Here is a 17,609-nt window from a genome sequence, read left to right as displayed (position 1 = left end):
AGGAATTACCAGCACCGGGAGTGGTGCGCGTTCGATTGCCGCGCACTTCTCCCGGTGCTTGCTTGTGCTCTGAGCGTGTTCCGGTCCCGGGGCGCGTCGGCACGGAGCGACGGGGGAGGACCCCATGAGCCAGAAGTTCGTCCAGATCATCGACTTCGAGTCCCAGCGCATGGACGAGATGCGGGAACTGCTCGACCGGTTCGAGCGGCAGATGCAAGGCACGCCCGGCGGCCCCACGCACCGCATCCTGCTCCAGGACCGGGAGAAGCCGGGACGCTACCTCGCGATCGTCGAGTTCGAGTCGCACGACGATGCCATGCGCAGCAACGAACGCCCCGAGGTCGCCAAGCTCAACGAGCAGCTCTCGGCCCTGTGCACCCGGCCCCCGGCCTTCACCAACTGCGATCTGAAGGACTCGCGCGAGCTGAAGTGAGCCGTGCCGGAGCCGGCGCGCAGGAGCCGCCGGCGAGGCCGCTGAACCGGTGCTGACCCAGGTCGCGCCCCCGCCCCGCCCCGGGCACCATCAAAGGCATGATCACCAGACTCCGGGCTCTGGCCACGCAGTGGACCGTCCTCGTCCCGGTACTGGCGGTGGTGCTGCTCGGGTGCACGTGGGGGCGCGAACTGCCCGGCGTCATGGTCGCCGTGGTCTCGGTAGTCCTCGCCGGATCCGTGCTCTCGGCCGTCCACCACGCAGAGGTCGTCGCCCACCGCGTCGGCGAACCCTTCGGGTCGCTCGTGCTCGCCGTCGCCGTCACGATCATCGAGGTGGCGCTCATCGTCACCCTGATGGCCGACGGCGGGGCCAAGAGCTCGACGCTCGCCCGGGACACCGTCTTCGCCGCCGTCATGATCACCTGCAACGGCATCGTCGGCATCAGTCTGCTCGCCGCCGCACTGCGCCACCGCGTCGCGATCTTCCAGTCCGAGGGCACCGGCGGCGCCCTCGCCACGGTGGCCACGCTCGCGACGCTCTGCCTGGTCCTGCCGACCTTCACGACCAGCAAGCTCGGACCGGAGTTCTCCACCTCCCAGCTGATCTTCTCGGCCGTCTCCGCAGTCGTCCTGTACGGGCTCTTCGTCGCGACGCAGACCGTGCGCCACCGCGACTACTTCCTGCCGATCACGCGGCAGGGCGTGGTCATCGACGCCGACGACCACGCCGAGGCGCCGACCACCCGCACCGCGCTGATCAGCCTCGGCCTGCTCGGTCTCGCCCTGATCGGCGTCGTCGGTCTGGCCAAGGGTGTCTCCAAGACGATCGAGCACGGCGTGGAGGCCGCGGGGATGCCGCAGGCCGTGGTCGGCGTGATCATCGCCCTTCTCGTACTGCTGCCGGAGACCATCGCGGCGCTGCGCGCGGCCCGCCGCGACCGTGTGCAGACCAGCCTCAACCTCGCGCTCGGCTCCGCGATGGCCAGCATCGGTCTGACCGTGCCGGCCGTCGCCATCGCCTCGTTCTGGCTGACCGGGCCGCTGGTCCTCGGCCTGGGCGCGACCCACATGGTGCTGCTCGCACTGACCATGGTCGTCAGCACCCTGACCGTCGTCCCCGGACGTGCGACACCGCTCCAGGGCGGTGTGCACCTGGTGATCCTCGCCGCGTACGTGGAACTCGCCGTCACGCCGTGACCGGCTCCCGCGCCACCACCTCGGGCGCCGTCTCCGGAAGCAGCGCGAAACACACGAGGCTCAGCGCCGCGATCCCTGTCAGATACCACCCCACGCCCCATGGAACCCCCGCTCCCTCACCGGCCAGCGCCGTCGCCACGATCGGCGTGAGCGCCCCGCCCAGCACACCGCCCAGGTTGTAGCCGACGGCGGCACCCGTACAACGGACCCGCGGTTCGTACAGTTCCGGAAGATAAGCGGCGATCACGGCGAACATCGTGATGAACGCGAGCAGCGCCACCAGGAATCCCAGGAACATCAACAACGGTTCTCCGGTGGACAACAGAGCCACCATTGGCACCATCCACACCACAGCCACCGCACACCCCGCCAGACACAGGGGCCGTCGCCCGTACCGGTCGCCGAGCAGCGCGGCCACCGGCGTCAGGGACCCCTTGATGACGACGGCCGCCATGATGCAGGTCAGCATGACGCTGCGGCTGACGCCCAGCCGCTCCACCCCGTAGGCGAGCGACCACGTCGTGACCGCGTAGAAGATCGCGTACCCGACGGCGAGCGCACCGGCGGTCAGAAGCACCAACCTCCCGTGCCCGCGCACCACTTCGGCGAGCGGCAGCCTCGCGGGCTCCTCGACGGAAAGGAACGCGGGACTCTCCACCAAGGACGCCCGCAGCCACAGGCCGATCAGCGCGAGCACCCCGGCGGCCCAGAACGGAACCCGCCACCCCCAGGCCGCGAACTGTGCGTCCGTGAGCGTCGTCGACAGCGTGAGCATGATGCCGTTGGCCAGCAGGAAACCCAGCGAGGGTCCGATCTGCGGCAGGCTCGCCCACAGGCCGCGCCGCCCGGCCGGTGCGTGCTCGGCGGTCAGCAGCACCGCCCCGCCCCACTCGCCGCCGAGCCCGAGCCCCTGCACAAAGCGCAGCAGGAGCAGCAGCAGGGGAGCGGCCACCCCGATCGACGCGTACGAGGGCACGCAGCCGACCGCCACGGTCGCCGCCCCGGTCAGCAACAGAGAGCCGACCAGCACGGGCCGCCGGCCGCGACGGTCCCCGATGTGCCCGAACAGGACCGACCCGAGGGGCCTGGCCACGAAGCCCACTCCGAAGGTCGCGAACGCCGCGAGAGTTCCCGCGAGCGGCGAGAACGTCGGGAAGAAGAGCGGGCCGAGGACGAGCGCGGCCGCGGTGCCGTAGACGAAGAAGTCGAAGAACTCGATGGCGGTACCGACCAGGGAGGCGGCCGCGAGACGTGTCAGTGACGGACGGTGAGTGGTGCGCATGACGCGGCAACTACCCGTGATCGGCGCTGGTTACGGGGGCGTACGAGAGTGCGGCGAGAGGCGCATGAGGGCGCTTCCCGGTCCCGTGCTCCACGCGGGGCGCGGGTGGCGCGGTCACCGGGCAGGCCGACAGGCAGGTTCTCGTCGCTCCAGGAGCCCGTGATAGACCCTCAAGGAGCAACCGCCCGACGTACGGAGGTCCCAGTGCCGCACACCCTCGCCAGCGCCCCGATCATGGTTCTCAACGGCCCCAACCTGAACCTGCTCGGCAAGCGCCAGCCGGAGATCTACGGCCACGACACCCTCGCCGACGTCGAGGCGCTGTGCGTGAAGGCGGCCGCTGCCCATGGCACGACCGTGGACTTCCGGCAGTCCAACCACGAGGGCGAGCTGGTCGACTGGATCCACGAGGCCCGTGAGAACCATGTGGGCATCGTGATCAACCCGGCCGCCTACTCGCACACGTCGGTGGCGATCCTGGACGCGCTCAACACCTGCGACGGCATGCCGGTGATCGAGGTCCACATCTCCAACATCCACCAGCGCGAGGAGTTCCGGCACCACTCCTACGTGTCGCACCGCGCCAATGGAGTGATCGCCGGATGCGGCGTCCAGGGATACGCGTTCGGCGTGGAGCGCGTGGCGGCACTGGCCGCGCCCGGCAGCGCGCAGGCGTAGGACCGCCCCTACAGGCGCCCCGCCTCCACGATCCGCCGCAGGAACTGTCGCGTACGTTCCTGCCGCGGATCCCCGAACAAGTCCTCAGGGGCGCCGCGTTCGAGCACGACACCGCCCTCCAGGAAGCACACCTGGTCGGCGACCTCGCGCGCGAAGCTCATCTCGTGCGTGGCCAGCACCATGGTCATGCCCTCGTCCTTCAAGTCGCGCACGACATCCAGGACTTCTCCCACCAGTTCCGGGTCGAGCGCCGCGGTGATCTCGTCGAGGAGCAACAGCCGGGGCCGGACGGCGAGGGCCCGTACGATCGCCGCACGCTGCTGCTGGCCGCCGCTGAGCCGGTCCGGGTACTCCTGGGCCTTCGCACCGAGTCCGAGACGCTCCAGCAGGCCCCTGGCGTACTCCTCGGCCTTCTCGCGCGCGACACCGTGCACCCGGCGCGGCGCCAGCGTGACGTTCTCCAGGACGGTCATGTGGGGGAACAGGTTGTACGCCTGGAACACCACGCCGATCCGCCGCCGGACGGCGTCCGCGTCGGTGCGCGGGTCGGTGATCTCCTGTCCGTCCAGCCAGATCGCCCCGTCGTCGATCTCCTCCAGGAGATTGGCGCAGCGCAGCAGCGTCGACTTGCCCGACCCGGAGGCGCCGATCAGCGCGGTCACGGTGTGCGGGGCGACCTCCAGGTCCACGTCGCGCAGCACCACGCTCTCGCCGAACGTCTTGCGCACGGACTCCATCCGCAGCACGGGCTCGGTCATACGAGGCCTCCTTGTGCCCGGCGCCGGTCCATACGGGCCGTCACCCAGTCGGTGAAGCGGGTCATGGGGATGGTGAGGGCGACGAACACCAGGCCGGCGACCACGTAGGGCGTGTAGTTGAAGTCCTTGCTGGAGATGATCTGCGCCGCGTACACGGCGTCCACCGCACCTCCGATGGAGACGAGTCCGGTGTCCTTCTGGAGCGACACCATGTCGTTCAACAAAGGAGGCACGACGCGGCGCACCGCCTGGGGCAGCACTACATGGCGCAGCGTCTGCCGGTTGTTGAGCCCCAAAGAGCGTGCGGCGGCGCGCTGCGAGGGGTGCACCGACTCGATGCCGGCGCGGAACACCTCGGCGACGTACGCCGAGTACGTCAGCACCAGCGCGGTACCTCCCAGGAGCACGGGATCCGTGGTGACCCCCTGGAGGCGCAGCGCGGGCACGCCGAAGATGACCAGCAGCAGGCAGATGATGAGCGGGAGCCCGCGGAAGAAGTCTGTGTACGCCGTCGCCAGCGCCCGCAGCGGGAAGAACACGGGGCCGCGCAGCGTGCGCGCAAGAGCCAGCAGCATTCCGAGGACGAGCACGCACACCCCGCACACCGCCAGAAGGCGCACGTTCAGCCACAGTCCTTCAAGGACGTCGGGCAGTGCCACGCGCGCGTAGTGCGCACTGAAGAACGTGTCCTTCGTGCGTTCCCAGCCGGGGGAGTTGGTGACGACGAGGAACAGGACGGCGCCGGTCACCAGGGTGCTCAGCGCCGCGACGGCGGTCGCGCGACGGGTCCTCGACCGCTTGAAGCGCTCGCGGGCCATCCGGCGCTCGGACGGGACGTACGCGTCCTCGACGGCGGCCTCCTTCGAGACGGTCACTTCAGCACCGGTGCGTCGACGGCCTCGGACAGCCACTTCTTCTCCAGGGAGGCGAGCGTGCCGTCCTTGCGCAGGGCGTCCACGGCGCCGCTCACGCACGAGGTGATGGCGCTCTCCTTGTCGAGCACGAGGCCGAACTGTTCAGGGGTGCCGCCCTTGTTGTCGAACTGGCCCACCACCTTGGCGTCCGTGACCTCGGCGCCCGTGATGTAGAACGCGGTCGGCAGGTCGACGACGATCGCGTCCACCTGGCCGTTCTTCAGGGCCGACTTGGCGAAGTCGTTCTTCTGGTAGACCGCGGGCTTCTGGGTCGGCTTCACGAGGTCGTTGATGAAGTCCAGGCTGGTGGTGCCGACCTGGGCGCCCAGCTTCACGTCCTTCAGGTCGGCCACGGACGTCGCCTTCGCCGCCTTGGAGGACTTCAGCGCGACGACGGCCTGACGCACGTCGTAGTAGCCGGACGAGAAGGCCACGGCCTTCTTGCGCGCGTCACTGATCGACACCTGGTTGATGTCGAAGTCGAACTTCTTGGCGCCGGGCGCGAAGGAGCTGTTGAACGGAACGGTCTGCCAGGCCACTTGGGACGTGCCGTAACCGAGCTTCTTCGCCACCGCGTAGGCGACGGCCGACTCGAAGCCCTTGCCGTTGGACGGCTCGTCGTCCTGGAACCAGGGGGCGTAGGCGGGCTTGTCGGTGCCCACGGTGAGCTTCCCGGACGCCACCGTGGACAGCTTGCCAGGGGCGCAGGAGGAGGCCGTGGAGGGCGTGCTCCCGGCCTTGCTCTCGGGTTCGGGGGCGCAGGCCGCCGCGGCGGCGAGAACCACGGTCGAGCAAACGGCAAGGCGCACAGTACGGTTGGCAAGAGGCATGGCGGGAGAGTGACAGCGCCCCGCCTCGTTTGTCGAGGTCAGGCGGTCAACTGTCCGGATAGTGGGAACGGGTGTTGCAGTTTGGTGAACACCCGCCCGATCCGGCCCTCCGGGTCACCAGCCCCGCTCGCGCCACTCCTGAAGGTGCGGCCGCTCGGCGCCCAGCGTCGTGTCGTTCCCGTGCCCCGGGTAGACCCAGGTCTCGTCCGGGAGCGGCGCGAAGATCTTCGACTCCACGTCGTCGATGAGACTCGTGAAGGCCTTCGGGTCCTTCCACGTGTTGCCCACGCCGCCCGGGAAGAGGCAGTCGCCGGTGAAGACGTGCGGGTGGCCGTGCGGGTCGTCGTAGACGAGCGCGATGGAACCGGGCGTGTGCCCCACCAGGTGGCGGGCCGTGAGTGAGATGCGGCCGAACTCGATCGTGTCCCCGTCTGCCACGGCGACGTCCGTCGCCACCGGGATGCCCTCGGCGTCGTCGCGCCCCGCGTACGTGCGCGCGCCGGTCGCCTCGACGACCTGGGCGAGGGCCTGCCAGTGGTCGCCGTGCCGGTGGGTGGTGACGACGGCCGCGATGCCGTCGTCACCGATGAGGCGCAGCAGCGTCTCCGGCTCGTTCGCCGCGTCGATCAGCAGTTGCTGGTCGGTGGAGCGGCAGCGCAGCAGATAGGCATTGTTGTCCATCGGCCCGACCGCGACTTTGGAGATCATCAGGCTCTCCAGCTCGTGCACGTCCGCCGGGCCGCCGACCTTCACCGTTCCGCTGTACGTCATGAGCTCAGCCTATAGCGGGGGCAGGGTGGGCAGGGAGCCTCGGTCGACGGTGAGGGCGTCGCCCTTCCTGCGGCCCGCGAGCCAGCCCAGGAGGTCCGCCTGGCGACCCTGGACGACGATGCCGAGCGGGGTCGGAGCCGTCCCGTCCTTGATCTCCTCCAGGCTGTGCGGCTGCACGGCCCCGGTGGAGATCATCCGTCCGTCGTCCTGCTTGATCAGGAGGGGCGGAAGGTCCGGGTGGTTGCGGAAGCGCTTCGCGAGGAAGTTGATCTCCCGCTGGGTGAACTCCTCCGACAGGTCCTCCAGCTCGTACCCGATCCCGAGGTCCACATGGTGCAGCTCGACCTCGATCCAGCGCCGGAACGGCACCTGGGAGGCGACGTCCTTGACGCCGTTGCGCAGCTCGACCGTCCGCCCCCAGTCCGCGTCCTTGGCCCCCACGCGCTGGAACCGGTCCGCGCTCGCGCGCACGTCCTCGACCTGCTCACGCAACCCGCGCGGGGCGTCCCGCTCGATGTCCGCGTCGCGTGCCTCGGCGCTGACGTACATGGGGTGACCTGCGAGGACGTTCACCAGCGCGTCCGCGTTGCGGGCGAGGTGCGCGAGCACATGGCCGCGGCTCCAGCCCGGAAGCCGTGACGACTCGGTCACAGCGGCGTTGTCCAGGGTGCCGATCGCGGCGAGCAGCCGGTCGGTCGCTTCGCGTACAGACACCAGGTCGCGTACATGATCACTCATGGCGCCGACCATAGTCGCGCCACACGTTCGGGTGAAGGTGGCCGACCTCGCGCCTAAATCGAATACACGTGCTATATGGTCGAGTGCGACGTCGGGCATGGTTGAAGGCCCGGGTTTGTTAGCAAGCAGGGAAACCCACCGGCGTTGTCAGTGGCTCCCTCTAGTCTTCGAAAGACAGCCTTCTCAGGACTTCTCCGGGGATCTCCCGGGGTCCTCCTCGAGAGTCAGATCTCGGGAGACAAGGGCTCTGCCCCTGTCGATTCTCTTCAGAAAGGTGCGGACCGGCGTGGCCGACCGTCTCATCGTCCGTGGCGCGCGCGAGCACAATCTCCGGAATGTCTCGCTCGACCTCCCGCGCGACTCCCTCATCGTCTTCACCGGTCTGTCGGGCTCCGGCAAGTCCTCGCTCGCGTTCGACACGATCTTCGCCGAGGGGCAGCGTCGGTACGTCGAGTCGCTGTCCTCGTACGCCCGCCAGTTCCTCGGCCAGATGGACAAGCCGGACGTCGACTTCATCGAGGGCCTCTCCCCGGCCGTCTCGATCGACCAGAAGTCGACGTCGCGCAACCCGCGCTCCACGGTCGGCACCATCACCGAGGTCTACGACTACCTGCGCCTGCTCTTCGCGCGCATCGGCAAGCCGCACTGTCCCGAGTGCGGCCGCCCCATCGCGCGCCAGTCGCCGCAGGCCATCGTCGACAAGGTGCTGGAGCTGCCCGAGGGCAGCCGCTTCCAGGTCCTGTCGCCGCTGGTGCGCGAGCGCAAGGGCGAGTTCGTCGACCTCTTCAGCGACCTGCAGACCAAGGGCTACTCCCGCGCGCGCGTGGACGGGCAGACGATCCAGCTCTCCGAGCCGCCGACCCTGAAGAAGCAGGAGAAGCACACCATCGAGGTGGTCGTCGACCGCCTCACCGTGAAGGACTCCGCCAAGCGCCGGCTGACCGACTCCGTGGAGACCGCGCTCGGCCTCTCCGGCGGCATGGTCGTGCTCGACTTCGTCGACCTCCCCGAGGACGACCCGGAGCGCGAGCGCATGTACTCCGAGCACCTGTACTGCCCGCACGACGACCTGTCCTTCGAAGAGCTGGAGCCCCGCTCCTTCTCCTTCAACTCGCCCTTCGGCGCCTGCCCGGACTGCTCCGGCATTGGTACGCGCATGGAGGTCGACCCGGAGCTGATCGTTCCCGACGAGGACAAGTCGCTCGACGAGGGCGCCATCCACCCCTGGTCGCACGGTCACACCAAGGACTACTTCGGCCGCCTCATCGGGGCCCTCGCCGACGCGCTCGGCTTCCGTACGGACATCCCGTTCGCCGGGCTTCCGCAGCGCGCCAAGAAGGCGCTCATCTACGGCCACAAGACCCAGATCGAGGTCCGCTACCGCAACCGGTACGGACGCGAGCGCGTGTACACGACGCCGTTCGAGGGTGCGGTGCCCTTCGTCAAGCGCCGTCACAGCGAGGCGGAGTCGGACGCGAGCCGTGAGCGCTTCGAGGGCTACATGCGCGAGGTGCCCTGCCCCACCTGTGAGGGCACGCGCCTCAAGCCGATCGTCCTGGCCGTCACGGTCATGGAGAAGTCGATCGCCGAGGTCTCGGCCATGTCCATCAGCGACTGCGCCGACTTCCTGGCCAAGCTCACGCTCAACGCGCGCGACAAGAAGATCGCCGAGCGCGTCCTGAAGGAGGTCAACGAGCGACTGAGGTTCCTCGTCGACGTGGGCCTCGACTACCTGTCGCTGAACCGGGCGGCCGGCACCCTCTCCGGTGGCGAGGCCCAGCGCATCCGCCTCGCCACCCAGATCGGCTCCGGCCTCGTCGGCGTTCTGTACGTGCTCGACGAGCCGTCCATCGGTCTCCACCAGCGCGACAACCACCGCCTCATCGAGACACTGGTCCGCCTGCGCGACATGGGCAACACGCTCATCGTGGTCGAGCACGACGAGGACACCATCAAGGTCGCCGACTGGGTCGTCGACATCGGCCCCGGCGCCGGTGAGCACGGCGGCAAGGTCGTGCACAGCGGTCCGTTGAAGGAGCTGCTGAAGAACGCCGAGTCGATGACCGGCCAGTACCTGTCGGGCAAGCGGTCCATCCCGCTCCCGGACATCCGGCGTCCGGTGGACCCGTCCCGCCGCCTCACGGTGCACGGGGCCAAGGAGAACAACCTGCGGGACATCGACGTGTCCTTCCCGCTGGGCGTCCTCACGGCCGTCACGGGTGTCTCGGGCTCCGGCAAGTCGACGCTGGTCAACGACATCCTCTACACGCACCTGGCAAGGGAACTGAACGGAGCCCGTTCGGTTCCGGGCCGCCACACGCGCGTGGAGGGTGACGACCTCGTCGACAAGGTCGTGCACGTCGACCAGTCGCCCATCGGCCGCACTCCGCGGTCGAACCCGGCGACGTACACCGGCGTCTTCGACCACGTCCGCAAGTTGTTCGCCGAGACGACCGAGGCGAAGGTCCGCGGCTATCTGCCGGGCCGCTTCTCCTTCAACGTCAAGGGCGGCCGCTGCGAGAACTGCTCGGGCGACGGCACCATCAAGATCGAGATGAACTTCCTGCCGGACGTGTACGTCCCGTGCGAGGTCTGCCACGGTGCGCGCTACAACCGGGAGACCCTGGAGGTCCACTACAAGGGCAAGTCCATCGCCGAGGTCCTGGACATGCCGATCGAGGAGGCGCTCGCCTTCTTCGAGGCCGTCCCGGCGATCGCCCGCCACCTCAAGACGCTGAACGACGTGGGTCTCGGCTATGTCCGCCTCGGGCAGTCCGCGCCGACGCTGTCCGGCGGTGAGGCGCAGCGCGTGAAGCTCGCCAGCGAGCTGCAGAAGCGTTCCACGGGCCGCACCGTCTACGTGCTCGACGAGCCGACCACGGGTCTGCACTTCGAGGACATCAGCAAGCTGATCACCGTCCTGTCGGGCCTGGTGGACAAGGGCAACTCGGTCATCGTCATCGAGCACAACCTCGACGTCATCAAGACCGCCGACTGGATCGTCGACATGGGTCCCGAGGGCGGCAGCGGCGGCGGCATCGTCGTCGCGGAGGGCACTCCGGAGGAGGTCGCGGCCGAACCGGCCAGCCACACCGGCAAGTTCCTGCGCGACATCCTCGGCGCCGACCGGGTCAGTGACGCGGCGGTGCCTGCGGCGCGCACCCGCAAGGCCACGGCGAAGAAGACGGTGGCGGCGACGAAGGCCCCGGCCAAGAAGACGGCCACGGCGAAGACGGCCGCCAAGTCGCCCGCGAAGAAGACTGCCTCGACGGCGAAGAAGGCGACACCGGCCAAGACCGCCAAGGCACCGGCCAAGGCCGCCAAGACAGCGGCGAAGAAGCCCGCCGCCAAGAAGGCGACCGGACGGACACGCACCAGCTGACGCGACGGAACGGATGCGTCACGCTCCGTGAAAACATGTGCGCCCCGCGGGAACTTCCCGCGGGGCGCCGTGCGTTCAACGATCAACCAGCCTGGTCCTGCGGTTCACGAGGCTCCACGAACTGCATGTCCAGTTGAATCTTGACAACATCACCCAGCAGACCGGTGCCGAAATCGAGCCCGAAATCGCTGCGCCGGATCTCCCCCGTCGCCTCGAATCCGGCGTGCCGGCTCCCGTCCATCGGCACATCGACGAGCCCGCCGAACTCCACGTCGAGCGTCACCGGACGGGTCACGTCACCGATGGTCAACTCGCCCGCCATCGACCAGTCCTCGTCCGCACCACTCACCCCGGTCGAGCGGAAGGCCATCGTGGGACGGCGCTCCACGTCCAGCAGATCCGCCGAGCGGGTGTGTGCGTCACGATCGGCATTCCCCGTGTCGATCGAGGCGAGCGAGACGGTGGCCGTCACTTGTACGTCCGCGAGTGTGTTGCCGACGTACAAGCCCGCCTCCACCTCGGTGAAGCGGCCGCGCACCTTCGCGATCCCCAGGTGCCGGATCGTGAAGTTCACCGCAGAGTGCAGCGGGTCCAGCGTCCAAGCGCCGGAGGACAGGGGTAGTGCGGCGGTGGAAGCCGCCGTCGCCGAAAGGGAGTTGACGGTCGCGAAGTCGTTGTCAGGCATGCCTTCACTCTGTGCTTCCTGCTGCACGTGAGGAAGGCCGAGCCAAGGCTGGTAGTGACAGGGCCACGATGAGCCGCGGGCGCGTTGGTACGTTCGTGGGGTGGCTGACAACGAGTTGGGTACGTTCCTGCGCACACGCCGGGAGGCTGTGACCCCGGCCGAAGTGGGCCTGCCGACCGGGCCGCGACGCCGCACCCCGGGGCTGCGCCGCGCCGAGCTGGCCACACTCGCCGGCATCAGCGCGGAGTATCTGACCCGCCTGGAGCAGGGTCGCGACCGCAATCCGTCGCCGTCGGTGATCGGCGCGCTCGCCGATGTGCTGCGACTCTCCACGGACGAGCGGCTGTTGCTGCGCCGTCTCGCCAAGGCCGGCGGGGCGGACGCCGTGCTCTGCTCCACCGGTGCGGCCCCGTCACAGACCGTCCGGCCCACCGTGCACGCGCTCCTGCGCCGACTGGAACCCACCCCGGCGATCGTCGTGAACTGGGTCGGAGACGTCCTGGCCCACACCGACGGATATGCGCGCTTCGCCAAAGCGCTCGGCATCCTGGACGTGGACCGGCCCAACCTCGTGCGATACCTGTTCACCGACGAGCGGGCGCGCCGTGTCTATCCCGAGTGGGACCGGGTGGCCGACGACCAGATCGCGCGGCTCCGGCAGGGGGCACCGCTCGTGGATTCCCTGGTTGCCTCCCTTGTCGACGAGTTGACCGTCACGGCCGGGGCGCCCTTCACCGACCGGATGGCCGCGGCCGCCGCCCCGCCCCGGCGCGCCGGGCATTACCTGGTGGCGCACCCCGACGTGGGGCCACTGCGCCTCGCGATGGAAACGTTGGCCCTGCCGGACGGCGACGGGCAGTCGATCCTCGTGCACCTGCCGGCCGACGACGTCACGGCAGCGGCCCTGGACCGGCTCAACGGCCGCACTCCGGGCGCGCTCCGCGCGGTCAGCGGCTGAGCAGGGCGCTCCGCCGGGCGCCCCGGCGTTGGCCGGCGGTCACACCTCGCCGGCCTCGGACCGGTACGGCGGTTCGGCTCCCGCCCGCGAGCACGTGATCGCCGCGGCGCGTGCCGCGAACCGCAGCAGCCGGGTCCAGGTCTCCTCGTCCAGCTCGGCGACGGCGGCGGGGGAGAGGGCGGCCAACTGCGAAAGGCCGTGCAGCAGCGCCGCGTTGACCGTGTCACCCGCACCGATCGTGTCCACGATGTCGACCCGCTCAGCCGGCGCGGCGTACGTCTCGCCGCTCCGAGTGAAGACGCTCAGGCCGTCCCCGCCCCGCGTGACCACCACGGCGGCCGGGCCGGCGGACAGCCACTCCTGCGGTGTCCCCCCGAGCCATTGGGCGTCCTCCTCGGAGAGCTTGAGCAGCGAGGTCGAGGGCAGCCAGCTCTTGAAGCGGGCCCGGTAGGCGTCCGCGTCGGGGATCAGCCCGGCCCGGATGTTCGGGTCGAGCGCGGTGAAGACACCCTGGGCGGCGGCCGCCCGCATCAGTTCCTCGTAGGCGCCGGCCCCCGGCTCCAGGACCAGCGAGCAGGTGCCGAACGACACCGCGCGCGTGCCCGCCGGAAGGGCCTGAGGCATCGAGAAGAGCCGATCGGCGGTGCCTTCCGCGTAGAACGAGTAGCGGGCCGAGCCGTCGTCGCCGATGGAGGTGACGGCCAGCGTCGTCGGCTCGTCGCCCCGTTGCACCGGGGACACCTCGACCCCGGCTGTACGCAGCCCCGTCAGCAGGGCCTCGCCGAAAGTGTCCCGGGAGAGGCGCGAGCAGAAGGCGACGGCGGAGCCGAGCCGGCCGAGCGCCACCGCGGTGTTGTACGGGCCACCGCCGAGCCGGGGGGCGAGTGCGGGCAGTGCCGAACCGTGCTGACCCGGGCCGTCGGCGGAGCGCGGGCCCAGCGGGACGAGGTCGATCAGGGCCTCTCCGGCGACGACGATCACGGTGGTTCCTCTCGGAGCTGAGCGGGACGGGTCAGGATGGTCGGGGAGCTGAGCGGGACGGTCAGGATGGTCGGGAGCCTTGGCGCAGGGCCGTGAGCAGCGACGTCGTACGCCCCGCGAGGAGGCACACTAGAACCTCGCGATCCGTGAAGCACCCCGTGCCCCGAAGCGGGCAGCACCCGTGCCCCGAAGCGGGCAGCGCCACGGCCGAAGCGGGCAGGGCGAGGGCCGGATCGGGCAGCGGCAGTGTCCTGGTATCCCTTCGCCACGGCCCACGGCCCACGGCCCACGGCCCACGGCCCACGGCCCGCAGCCGAGCTTCGTGCCCCACCCCCCTGGCTTCTGTCCTCTGTTCGGCCCGGGGCCCAGCCGTCGGCGTCCCTTTCCCCGCCGGTATCGTCGGATCTGTCACCCTCCTGGTCAGCCGCATGATCGGCCGGACCGTGACCGGTCGGATCGTGATCCGTCGGACCGACGTCCGGCGGGCTGCGACCCACCGGCCCGCGCCCGCGATCCGTAGCCCGGCTGTGCCTCCGCCCAGCGACACCCGTGGAGCCCCGATGCCCGGCACGACCCCCTCCCGCATCTCCCGCCGCACCGCACTGCGCGGCGTCGCCGTGGCGGGAACGGCCGGTATCGGCCTCACCGCGTGCTCCGGCGGATCCGACTCGGGTGCGGCCGCGGCGCCCACCGCGCCCGTCGACCTGGGCAAGGCCGACGAGGTCCCCGCGGGCGGCGCGAAGCTGTACAAGGACGAGCACGTTGTGGTCAGCCGCACGAAGGACGGCGCCTACAAGGCGTTCAGCACCATCTGCACCCACGCGGGCTGCCCGATCGGCATGCTCAAGGGCACGGAGCTGACCTGCAACTGCCACGGCAGCAAGTTCGACGCCATCAGCGGAAAGGTGCTGCAGGCCCCGGCGACGGTGCCGCTCGAGGAGCTGTCGGTGAAGGTCGAGGGCGGCAAGATCGTCGCGGGCCCGAAGCAGTAGCCGCACTCTCAGCGCCGCACGCTGGCTGGACCGAGGGCTACCGGGGGCTACTACTCCCAGTCCCAGCCGATGCCCAGCAGCCCGGCCCGCACCTGCTGCTCCACCACGTGCACCGACCGGTGCCGGCCGCTGAGCATCAGTTCCCGGCGGCCCACGCGCGGGGCCGCGGTGGACTGCTGGGTGAAGCGGTGGCAGCGCACGGGCAGCGCGTCGTCGGTGAACCGCACCTGGAGCGCGTACTGCCCGCCGGCGAAGCTGAACCCGCGGACGTACTCGCTCGACGCGCCCGCTGTGCCATCCTCGAAGCCGTACCGGAACATGTGGGTGTCGCCGGCTCGCAGCCGCGTGTCGAAGAGCAGTTCCGCCACCAGGACTCCGGTGCCGGCGTCCCAGCACACCCGCCCGGTGCGGCAGTTCTCCATGGCTTCCACCGCCACGTCACCGGGGGAGCAGCCCGGGTCTCCATGGTGGATGGCCACATAGCGGTCCACGCCCTCGCGGTGGGCGCGCACGATGTGCTGGGAGTCCCGGCCGACCAGTTCCCGGCGCGGCCCGATCCGGACCCGTTCGAGGTGCCCGACGGTGTGCAGACCGCCGTCGATCGGTGACTCCAGTTCCGTCAACAGCCGGTGCAGGACCCCGGAGGCCTCGACCAGCGACCGGTAGGAGCGGGCCGCGGGACGTGGTGGCGCGACCGGCCGCTCTCCCGGGCCGAGGAGCCGGATGAGGGACTCCTCGGGCAGTTCGAGGATCTCCTCCAGAGCACGCACGGCCCGCATCGACTCCTCACGCTGCGGTCTGCGCGCGCCCTGCTGCCAGTAACTCAGGCTGGTCACGCCGACCTTGATGCCCTGGCGCGACAGATGGTGCTGCACCCGGTGCAGCGGCAGCCTGCGGGCGGCGATCGCGGCCCGCAGAGCGAGATGGAACGGGCCGGTGCGCAGCGCCGCGTCCAGGGCCGGTGCCGGTTCCGTTTCTGTGTGCCGTTCGCCGAGCCGCATAGGGGCCTCCTGCTTCTCCGCGCGCCGCCCGCGAGCTGTGAACATTCACATCGCCGCAGCCGGGCGTTCGCGCCGGTCGGAGCGGGGCGGCTGGTCGTCGTACGAGAGTTGTTCACATCCGTACGACGTCGTTCACCGCCCCAAGTCACCCGGCATTGAAGCGTGTTGACCTGCCCGCGACAAGAGCCGATCCTCGTCAACGCGTCCGGACGCGCTCCTCCACCCCTCACCCCGTTCAGGGAGGACCGCGATGCGCACACCGAGTACGAGACGTCCCCGACGTCCCCGACCAGCCGTCCCGCGCCACAGACGTCTGCGTGCGGCTGTCCTGGCGGTCACGATGACGGCAGCCGTCGCCCTGCCCGCGAACACGGCGACAGCGACCACCACGGCCGATACGGACTCCTCAGCGACAACGGCCACTACAGCTGCCACGGCCACCACGGCCACCAGAGATACCAGGGACACCACGGCCACACCGGCCGCCCTCGCCACGAAGCGCCTGAACATCACGATGCAGGCCCAGCAGAAGACGAACTGGTGCTGGGCCGCGAGCGGCAACACCATCGCCACCTGGTTCGGGCGGAACTACTCCCAGAACCAGTTCTGCAACGCCGCCTTCGGTCGCGCTCAGGGCACCGAATGCCCCAACTATCAAGCCACCTTGGGCAATGTGCAGGACGGACTCCAATGGGCCGGCATCAGCCCCGGCTCGTACGTGACCGGCTGGCTGCGCTACGCCACCGTCCAGACGGAGATCAACGCCGACCGCCCCGTCGAGACGCGCATCCAGTGGTCGAGCGGCGGCGGCCACATGCACGTCCTGTACGGCTACGACGACGCGAACGGCTGGGTCTACTGGGGCGACCCCTGGCCCTCCAATGACCGCTACAACTGGGCGTCCCACGACTGGTACGTCAGCAACGGCTCGTTCTCCTGGACCCACTCGCTGTACCGGATCGGGGCGTGAAGGAGATGAGACGACGCACCACGGCGATGTCGGTGAGACGGCGCACCATGGCGAAGTCGGTGAGACGGCGCACCACGGCGAAGGCGATGGGACGACACATCACGCTGAAGGCGATGGGACGACGCGGCATGGCCCCAGTCCTGGCCGGGACCGCCGCCACGCTCCTGCTCGGCCTCGCGGCCCCGCACGCGACCGCCGATCCCACCCCGGCTCCCGCTCCGGTCGTACCCGACCACGCGCGCGTGGCGGCGCACGACGCGGCGATGTCGCCCCGCACGCTGGACACCCTCGCCCGCTTCTTCGCCCGCGACGGGGCCCTCACGAAGGCGGCCGCGACGCCCCGCATAGAAGGCGAACGAGCCGTACCGGTCTCCTACTTGTCGCGTGATTTCGTGGCCGGCAAGAAGGACGCGCCCATCGCGGAACTCGCCTTCCTCGCCAGTGAGGCGGTGGCCGCCGACGGGCAGAAGGCTTCCTTGTGGACCGTCGAGCGGCAGGGCGCCTGGAAGGTGGTCAACATCGCCTCCGGGGACGACGAGACCCGTTACGCGGCCCTCGGCGCGCACAAGCTGCCTGGTGGCACGGTCTTCCAGGAGCCGCAGATCGACGCCTGGTACGTCGCGGACCACGCGCGCGTGCTGCCGCTCGACGCGGACGCGGTGCGGGCCGTCGGCCGGGCCGGGATCTCCGTGACGGCGTACCGGGCACGCGTCGACCGGGCCTACGGCGACAAGCTGCCGGGTTCCGCGTACGCGAAGAAGGGGGAGGCGGGCGGTTACGGCACGCCGCAACAGGAACCGGCGCCACAGCAACAGACACAGCAACAGACACAGCAACCGACACAACAACCGACACAACAACAGACACAGGGACCGGTGCAGGAACCGGCGCGGGGACCGCTGACGGCCGCCTCCGCCCTGGCCGGAACCGGCGCGCTGGCGGCCCTCCTCCTGAGCGGCCGCGCCCTGCGCCGCTCCCGCAGGGCCCGCGGGACAGGCTGACGCGGCGGGGCGCCCGGCCCGTCCGGCGCCGGGCGC

At 70.0% G+C, this 17,609-nt stretch carries 17 protein-coding genes; 8 read left to right on the top strand and 9 right to left on the bottom strand.

Annotated elements, in window-relative coordinates; all coding sequences use genetic code 11:
• Positions 1-124 precede the first annotated feature (124 nt).
• Together J3486_RS29395 and J3486_RS29390 are read left to right on the top strand one after the other, a co-directional pair.
• Positions 125-433 (top strand): hypothetical protein, encoded by a 309-nt coding sequence (locus J3486_RS29395; RefSeq protein WP_207825675.1) that lies wholly within the window; start codon positions 125-127, stop codon positions 431-433.
• A gap of 98 nt (positions 434-531) precedes the next feature.
• The gene (locus J3486_RS29390) at positions 532-1,632 is read left to right on the top strand and encodes a calcium:proton antiporter (protein WP_207825673.1); all 1,101 of its coding nucleotides are present in this window, start codon (positions 532-534) and stop codon (positions 1,630-1,632) included.
• On the opposite strand, the gene J3486_RS29385 is transcribed toward J3486_RS29390, so the two are convergent.
• Positions 1,622-2,914, bottom strand: a complete 1,293-nt coding sequence (locus tag J3486_RS29385) for an MFS transporter (protein ID WP_207825671.1) — start codon at positions 2,912-2,914, stop codon at positions 1,622-1,624. The two genes, J3486_RS29390 and J3486_RS29385, sit on opposite strands and share 11 nt — an antisense overlap.
• 204 nt (positions 2,915-3,118) lie before the next feature.
• On the opposite strand from J3486_RS29385, the gene aroQ reads away from it, so the two are divergent.
• Positions 3,119-3,592, top strand: coding sequence for a type II 3-dehydroquinate dehydratase (gene aroQ, locus J3486_RS29380; RefSeq protein WP_207825669.1), 474 nt, complete (start codon positions 3,119-3,121; stop codon positions 3,590-3,592).
• A gap of 8 nt (positions 3,593-3,600) precedes the next feature.
• Here aroQ and J3486_RS29375 read toward each other — a convergent pair whose 3' ends face one another.
• The 5 genes from J3486_RS29375 to J3486_RS29355 form a co-directional block, all read right to left on the bottom strand.
• Complete coding sequence (locus J3486_RS29375; RefSeq protein ID WP_207825667.1) at positions 3,601-4,350, bottom strand: amino acid ABC transporter ATP-binding protein; 750 nt, start codon at positions 4,348-4,350, stop codon at positions 3,601-3,603.
• Positions 4,347-5,168 carry an amino acid ABC transporter permease gene (locus tag J3486_RS29370; RefSeq protein ID WP_229378824.1) on the bottom strand — a complete coding sequence of 274 codons (822 nt, stop codon included), beginning with the start codon at positions 5,166-5,168 and terminating at the stop codon, positions 4,347-4,349. The genes J3486_RS29375 and J3486_RS29370 overlap by 4 nt, the downstream gene beginning before the upstream one ends.
• A 53-nt stretch (positions 5,169-5,221) precedes the next feature.
• Complete coding sequence (locus tag J3486_RS29365) at positions 5,222-6,094, bottom strand: ABC transporter substrate-binding protein (protein WP_207825662.1); 873 nt, start codon at positions 6,092-6,094, stop codon at positions 5,222-5,224.
• Positions 6,095-6,208: 114 nt separating this feature from the next.
• A complete protein-coding gene (locus J3486_RS29360) occupies positions 6,209-6,865 on the bottom strand; it encodes an MBL fold metallo-hydrolase (protein WP_207825660.1) in 657 nt (218 codons plus the stop codon).
• Positions 6,866-6,874: 9 nt separating this feature from the next.
• Positions 6,875-7,603 carry a maleylpyruvate isomerase family mycothiol-dependent enzyme gene (locus J3486_RS29355; RefSeq protein ID WP_207825658.1) on the bottom strand — a complete coding sequence of 243 codons (729 nt, stop codon included), beginning with the start codon at positions 7,601-7,603 and terminating at the stop codon, positions 6,875-6,877.
• Between the two features lie 286 nt (positions 7,604-7,889).
• On the opposite strand from J3486_RS29355, the gene uvrA reads away from it, so the two are divergent.
• The gene (uvrA, locus tag J3486_RS29350; protein ID WP_207825656.1) at positions 7,890-10,985 is read left to right on the top strand and encodes an excinuclease ABC subunit UvrA; all 3,096 of its coding nucleotides are present in this window, start codon (positions 7,890-7,892) and stop codon (positions 10,983-10,985) included.
• Between the two features lie 82 nt (positions 10,986-11,067).
• Here the strand turns inward: uvrA and J3486_RS29345 are convergent, their stop codons facing one another.
• Positions 11,068-11,670 (bottom strand): YceI family protein, encoded by a 603-nt coding sequence (locus tag J3486_RS29345; protein ID WP_207825653.1) that lies wholly within the window; start codon positions 11,668-11,670, stop codon positions 11,068-11,070.
• Between the two features lie 100 nt (positions 11,671-11,770).
• Here J3486_RS29345 and J3486_RS29340 point away from each other — a divergent pair, with 100 nt between their 5' ends.
• Positions 11,771-12,628, top strand: coding sequence for a helix-turn-helix domain-containing protein (locus tag J3486_RS29340; RefSeq protein ID WP_207825651.1), 858 nt, complete (start codon positions 11,771-11,773; stop codon positions 12,626-12,628).
• 39 nt (positions 12,629-12,667) lie between these two features.
• On the opposite strand, the gene J3486_RS29335 is transcribed toward J3486_RS29340, so the two are convergent.
• On the bottom strand, positions 12,668-13,609 hold the full coding sequence (locus J3486_RS29335) for a carbohydrate kinase (RefSeq protein ID WP_207825649.1): 942 nt from the start codon (positions 13,607-13,609) through the stop codon (positions 12,668-12,670).
• A 560-nt stretch (positions 13,610-14,169) separates the two neighbouring features.
• On the opposite strand from J3486_RS29335, the gene J3486_RS29330 reads away from it, so the two are divergent.
• The gene (locus tag J3486_RS29330; protein ID WP_207825644.1) at positions 14,170-14,601 is read left to right on the top strand and encodes a Rieske (2Fe-2S) protein; all 432 of its coding nucleotides are present in this window, start codon (positions 14,170-14,172) and stop codon (positions 14,599-14,601) included.
• 50 nt (positions 14,602-14,651) lie between these two features.
• Here the strand turns inward: J3486_RS29330 and J3486_RS29325 are convergent, their stop codons facing one another.
• A complete protein-coding gene (locus tag J3486_RS29325) occupies positions 14,652-15,602 on the bottom strand; it encodes a hypothetical protein (protein WP_207825636.1) in 951 nt (316 codons plus the stop codon).
• Between the two features lie 250 nt (positions 15,603-15,852).
• Between J3486_RS29325 and J3486_RS29320 the strand changes: the two genes are divergently transcribed.
• Together J3486_RS29320 and J3486_RS29315 are read left to right on the top strand one after the other, a co-directional pair.
• Positions 15,853-16,572, top strand: a complete 720-nt coding sequence (locus J3486_RS29320) for a papain-like cysteine protease family protein (protein WP_374194783.1) — start codon at positions 15,853-15,855, stop codon at positions 16,570-16,572.
• A 113-nt stretch (positions 16,573-16,685) separates the two neighbouring features.
• Entirely contained in the window at positions 16,686-17,573 is an 888-nt protein-coding gene (locus tag J3486_RS29315) for a hypothetical protein (RefSeq protein WP_207825822.1), read from the top strand.
• Positions 17,574-17,609 lie beyond the last annotated feature (36 nt).

This window comes from Streptomyces sp. VRA16 Mangrove soil (assembly GCF_017377775.1).
Taxonomy (GTDB): domain Bacteria; phylum Actinomycetota; class Actinomycetes; order Streptomycetales; family Streptomycetaceae; genus Streptomyces.
Note: the sequence above shows the minus strand (reverse complement) of the source record. Positions and strands in the feature narration are given on the sequence as shown.

Bases quoted from the DNA above. Each gene is read 5' to 3' on its own strand.
- J3486_RS29395 (WP_207825675.1), top strand. From the start codon at position 125: ATGAGCCAGAAGTTCGTCCAGATCATCGACTTCGAGTCCCAGCGCATG.
- J3486_RS29390 (WP_207825673.1), top strand. From the start codon at position 532: ATGATCACCAGACTCCGGGCTCTGGCCACGCAGTGGACCGTCCTCGTC.
- J3486_RS29385 (WP_207825671.1), bottom strand. From the start codon at position 2,914: ATGCGCACCACTCACCGTCCGTCACTGACACGTCTCGCGGCCGCCTCC.
- J3486_RS29375 (WP_207825667.1), bottom strand. From the start codon at position 4,350: ATGACCGAGCCCGTGCTGCGGATGGAGTCCGTGCGCAAGACGTTCGGC.
- J3486_RS29370 (WP_229378824.1), bottom strand. From the start codon at position 5,168: ATGGCCCGCGAGCGCTTCAAGCGGTCGAGGACCCGTCGCGCGACCGCC.
- J3486_RS29365 (WP_207825662.1), bottom strand. From the start codon at position 6,094: ATGCCTCTTGCCAACCGTACTGTGCGCCTTGCCGTTTGCTCGACCGTG.
- J3486_RS29360 (WP_207825660.1), bottom strand. From the start codon at position 6,865: ATGACGTACAGCGGAACGGTGAAGGTCGGCGGCCCGGCGGACGTGCAC.
- J3486_RS29355 (WP_207825658.1), bottom strand. From the start codon at position 7,603: ATGAGTGATCATGTACGCGACCTGGTGTCTGTACGCGAAGCGACCGAC.
- J3486_RS29345 (WP_207825653.1), bottom strand. From the start codon at position 11,670: ATGCCTGACAACGACTTCGCGACCGTCAACTCCCTTTCGGCGACGGCG.
- J3486_RS29330 (WP_207825644.1), top strand. From the start codon at position 14,170: ATGCCCGGCACGACCCCCTCCCGCATCTCCCGCCGCACCGCACTGCGC.
- J3486_RS29325 (WP_207825636.1), bottom strand. From the start codon at position 15,602: ATGCGGCTCGGCGAACGGCACACAGAAACGGAACCGGCACCGGCCCTG.
- J3486_RS29320 (WP_374194783.1), top strand. From the start codon at position 15,853: ATGCGCACACCGAGTACGAGACGTCCCCGACGTCCCCGACCAGCCGTC.
- J3486_RS29315 (WP_207825822.1), top strand. From the start codon at position 16,686: ATGGGACGACGCGGCATGGCCCCAGTCCTGGCCGGGACCGCCGCCACG.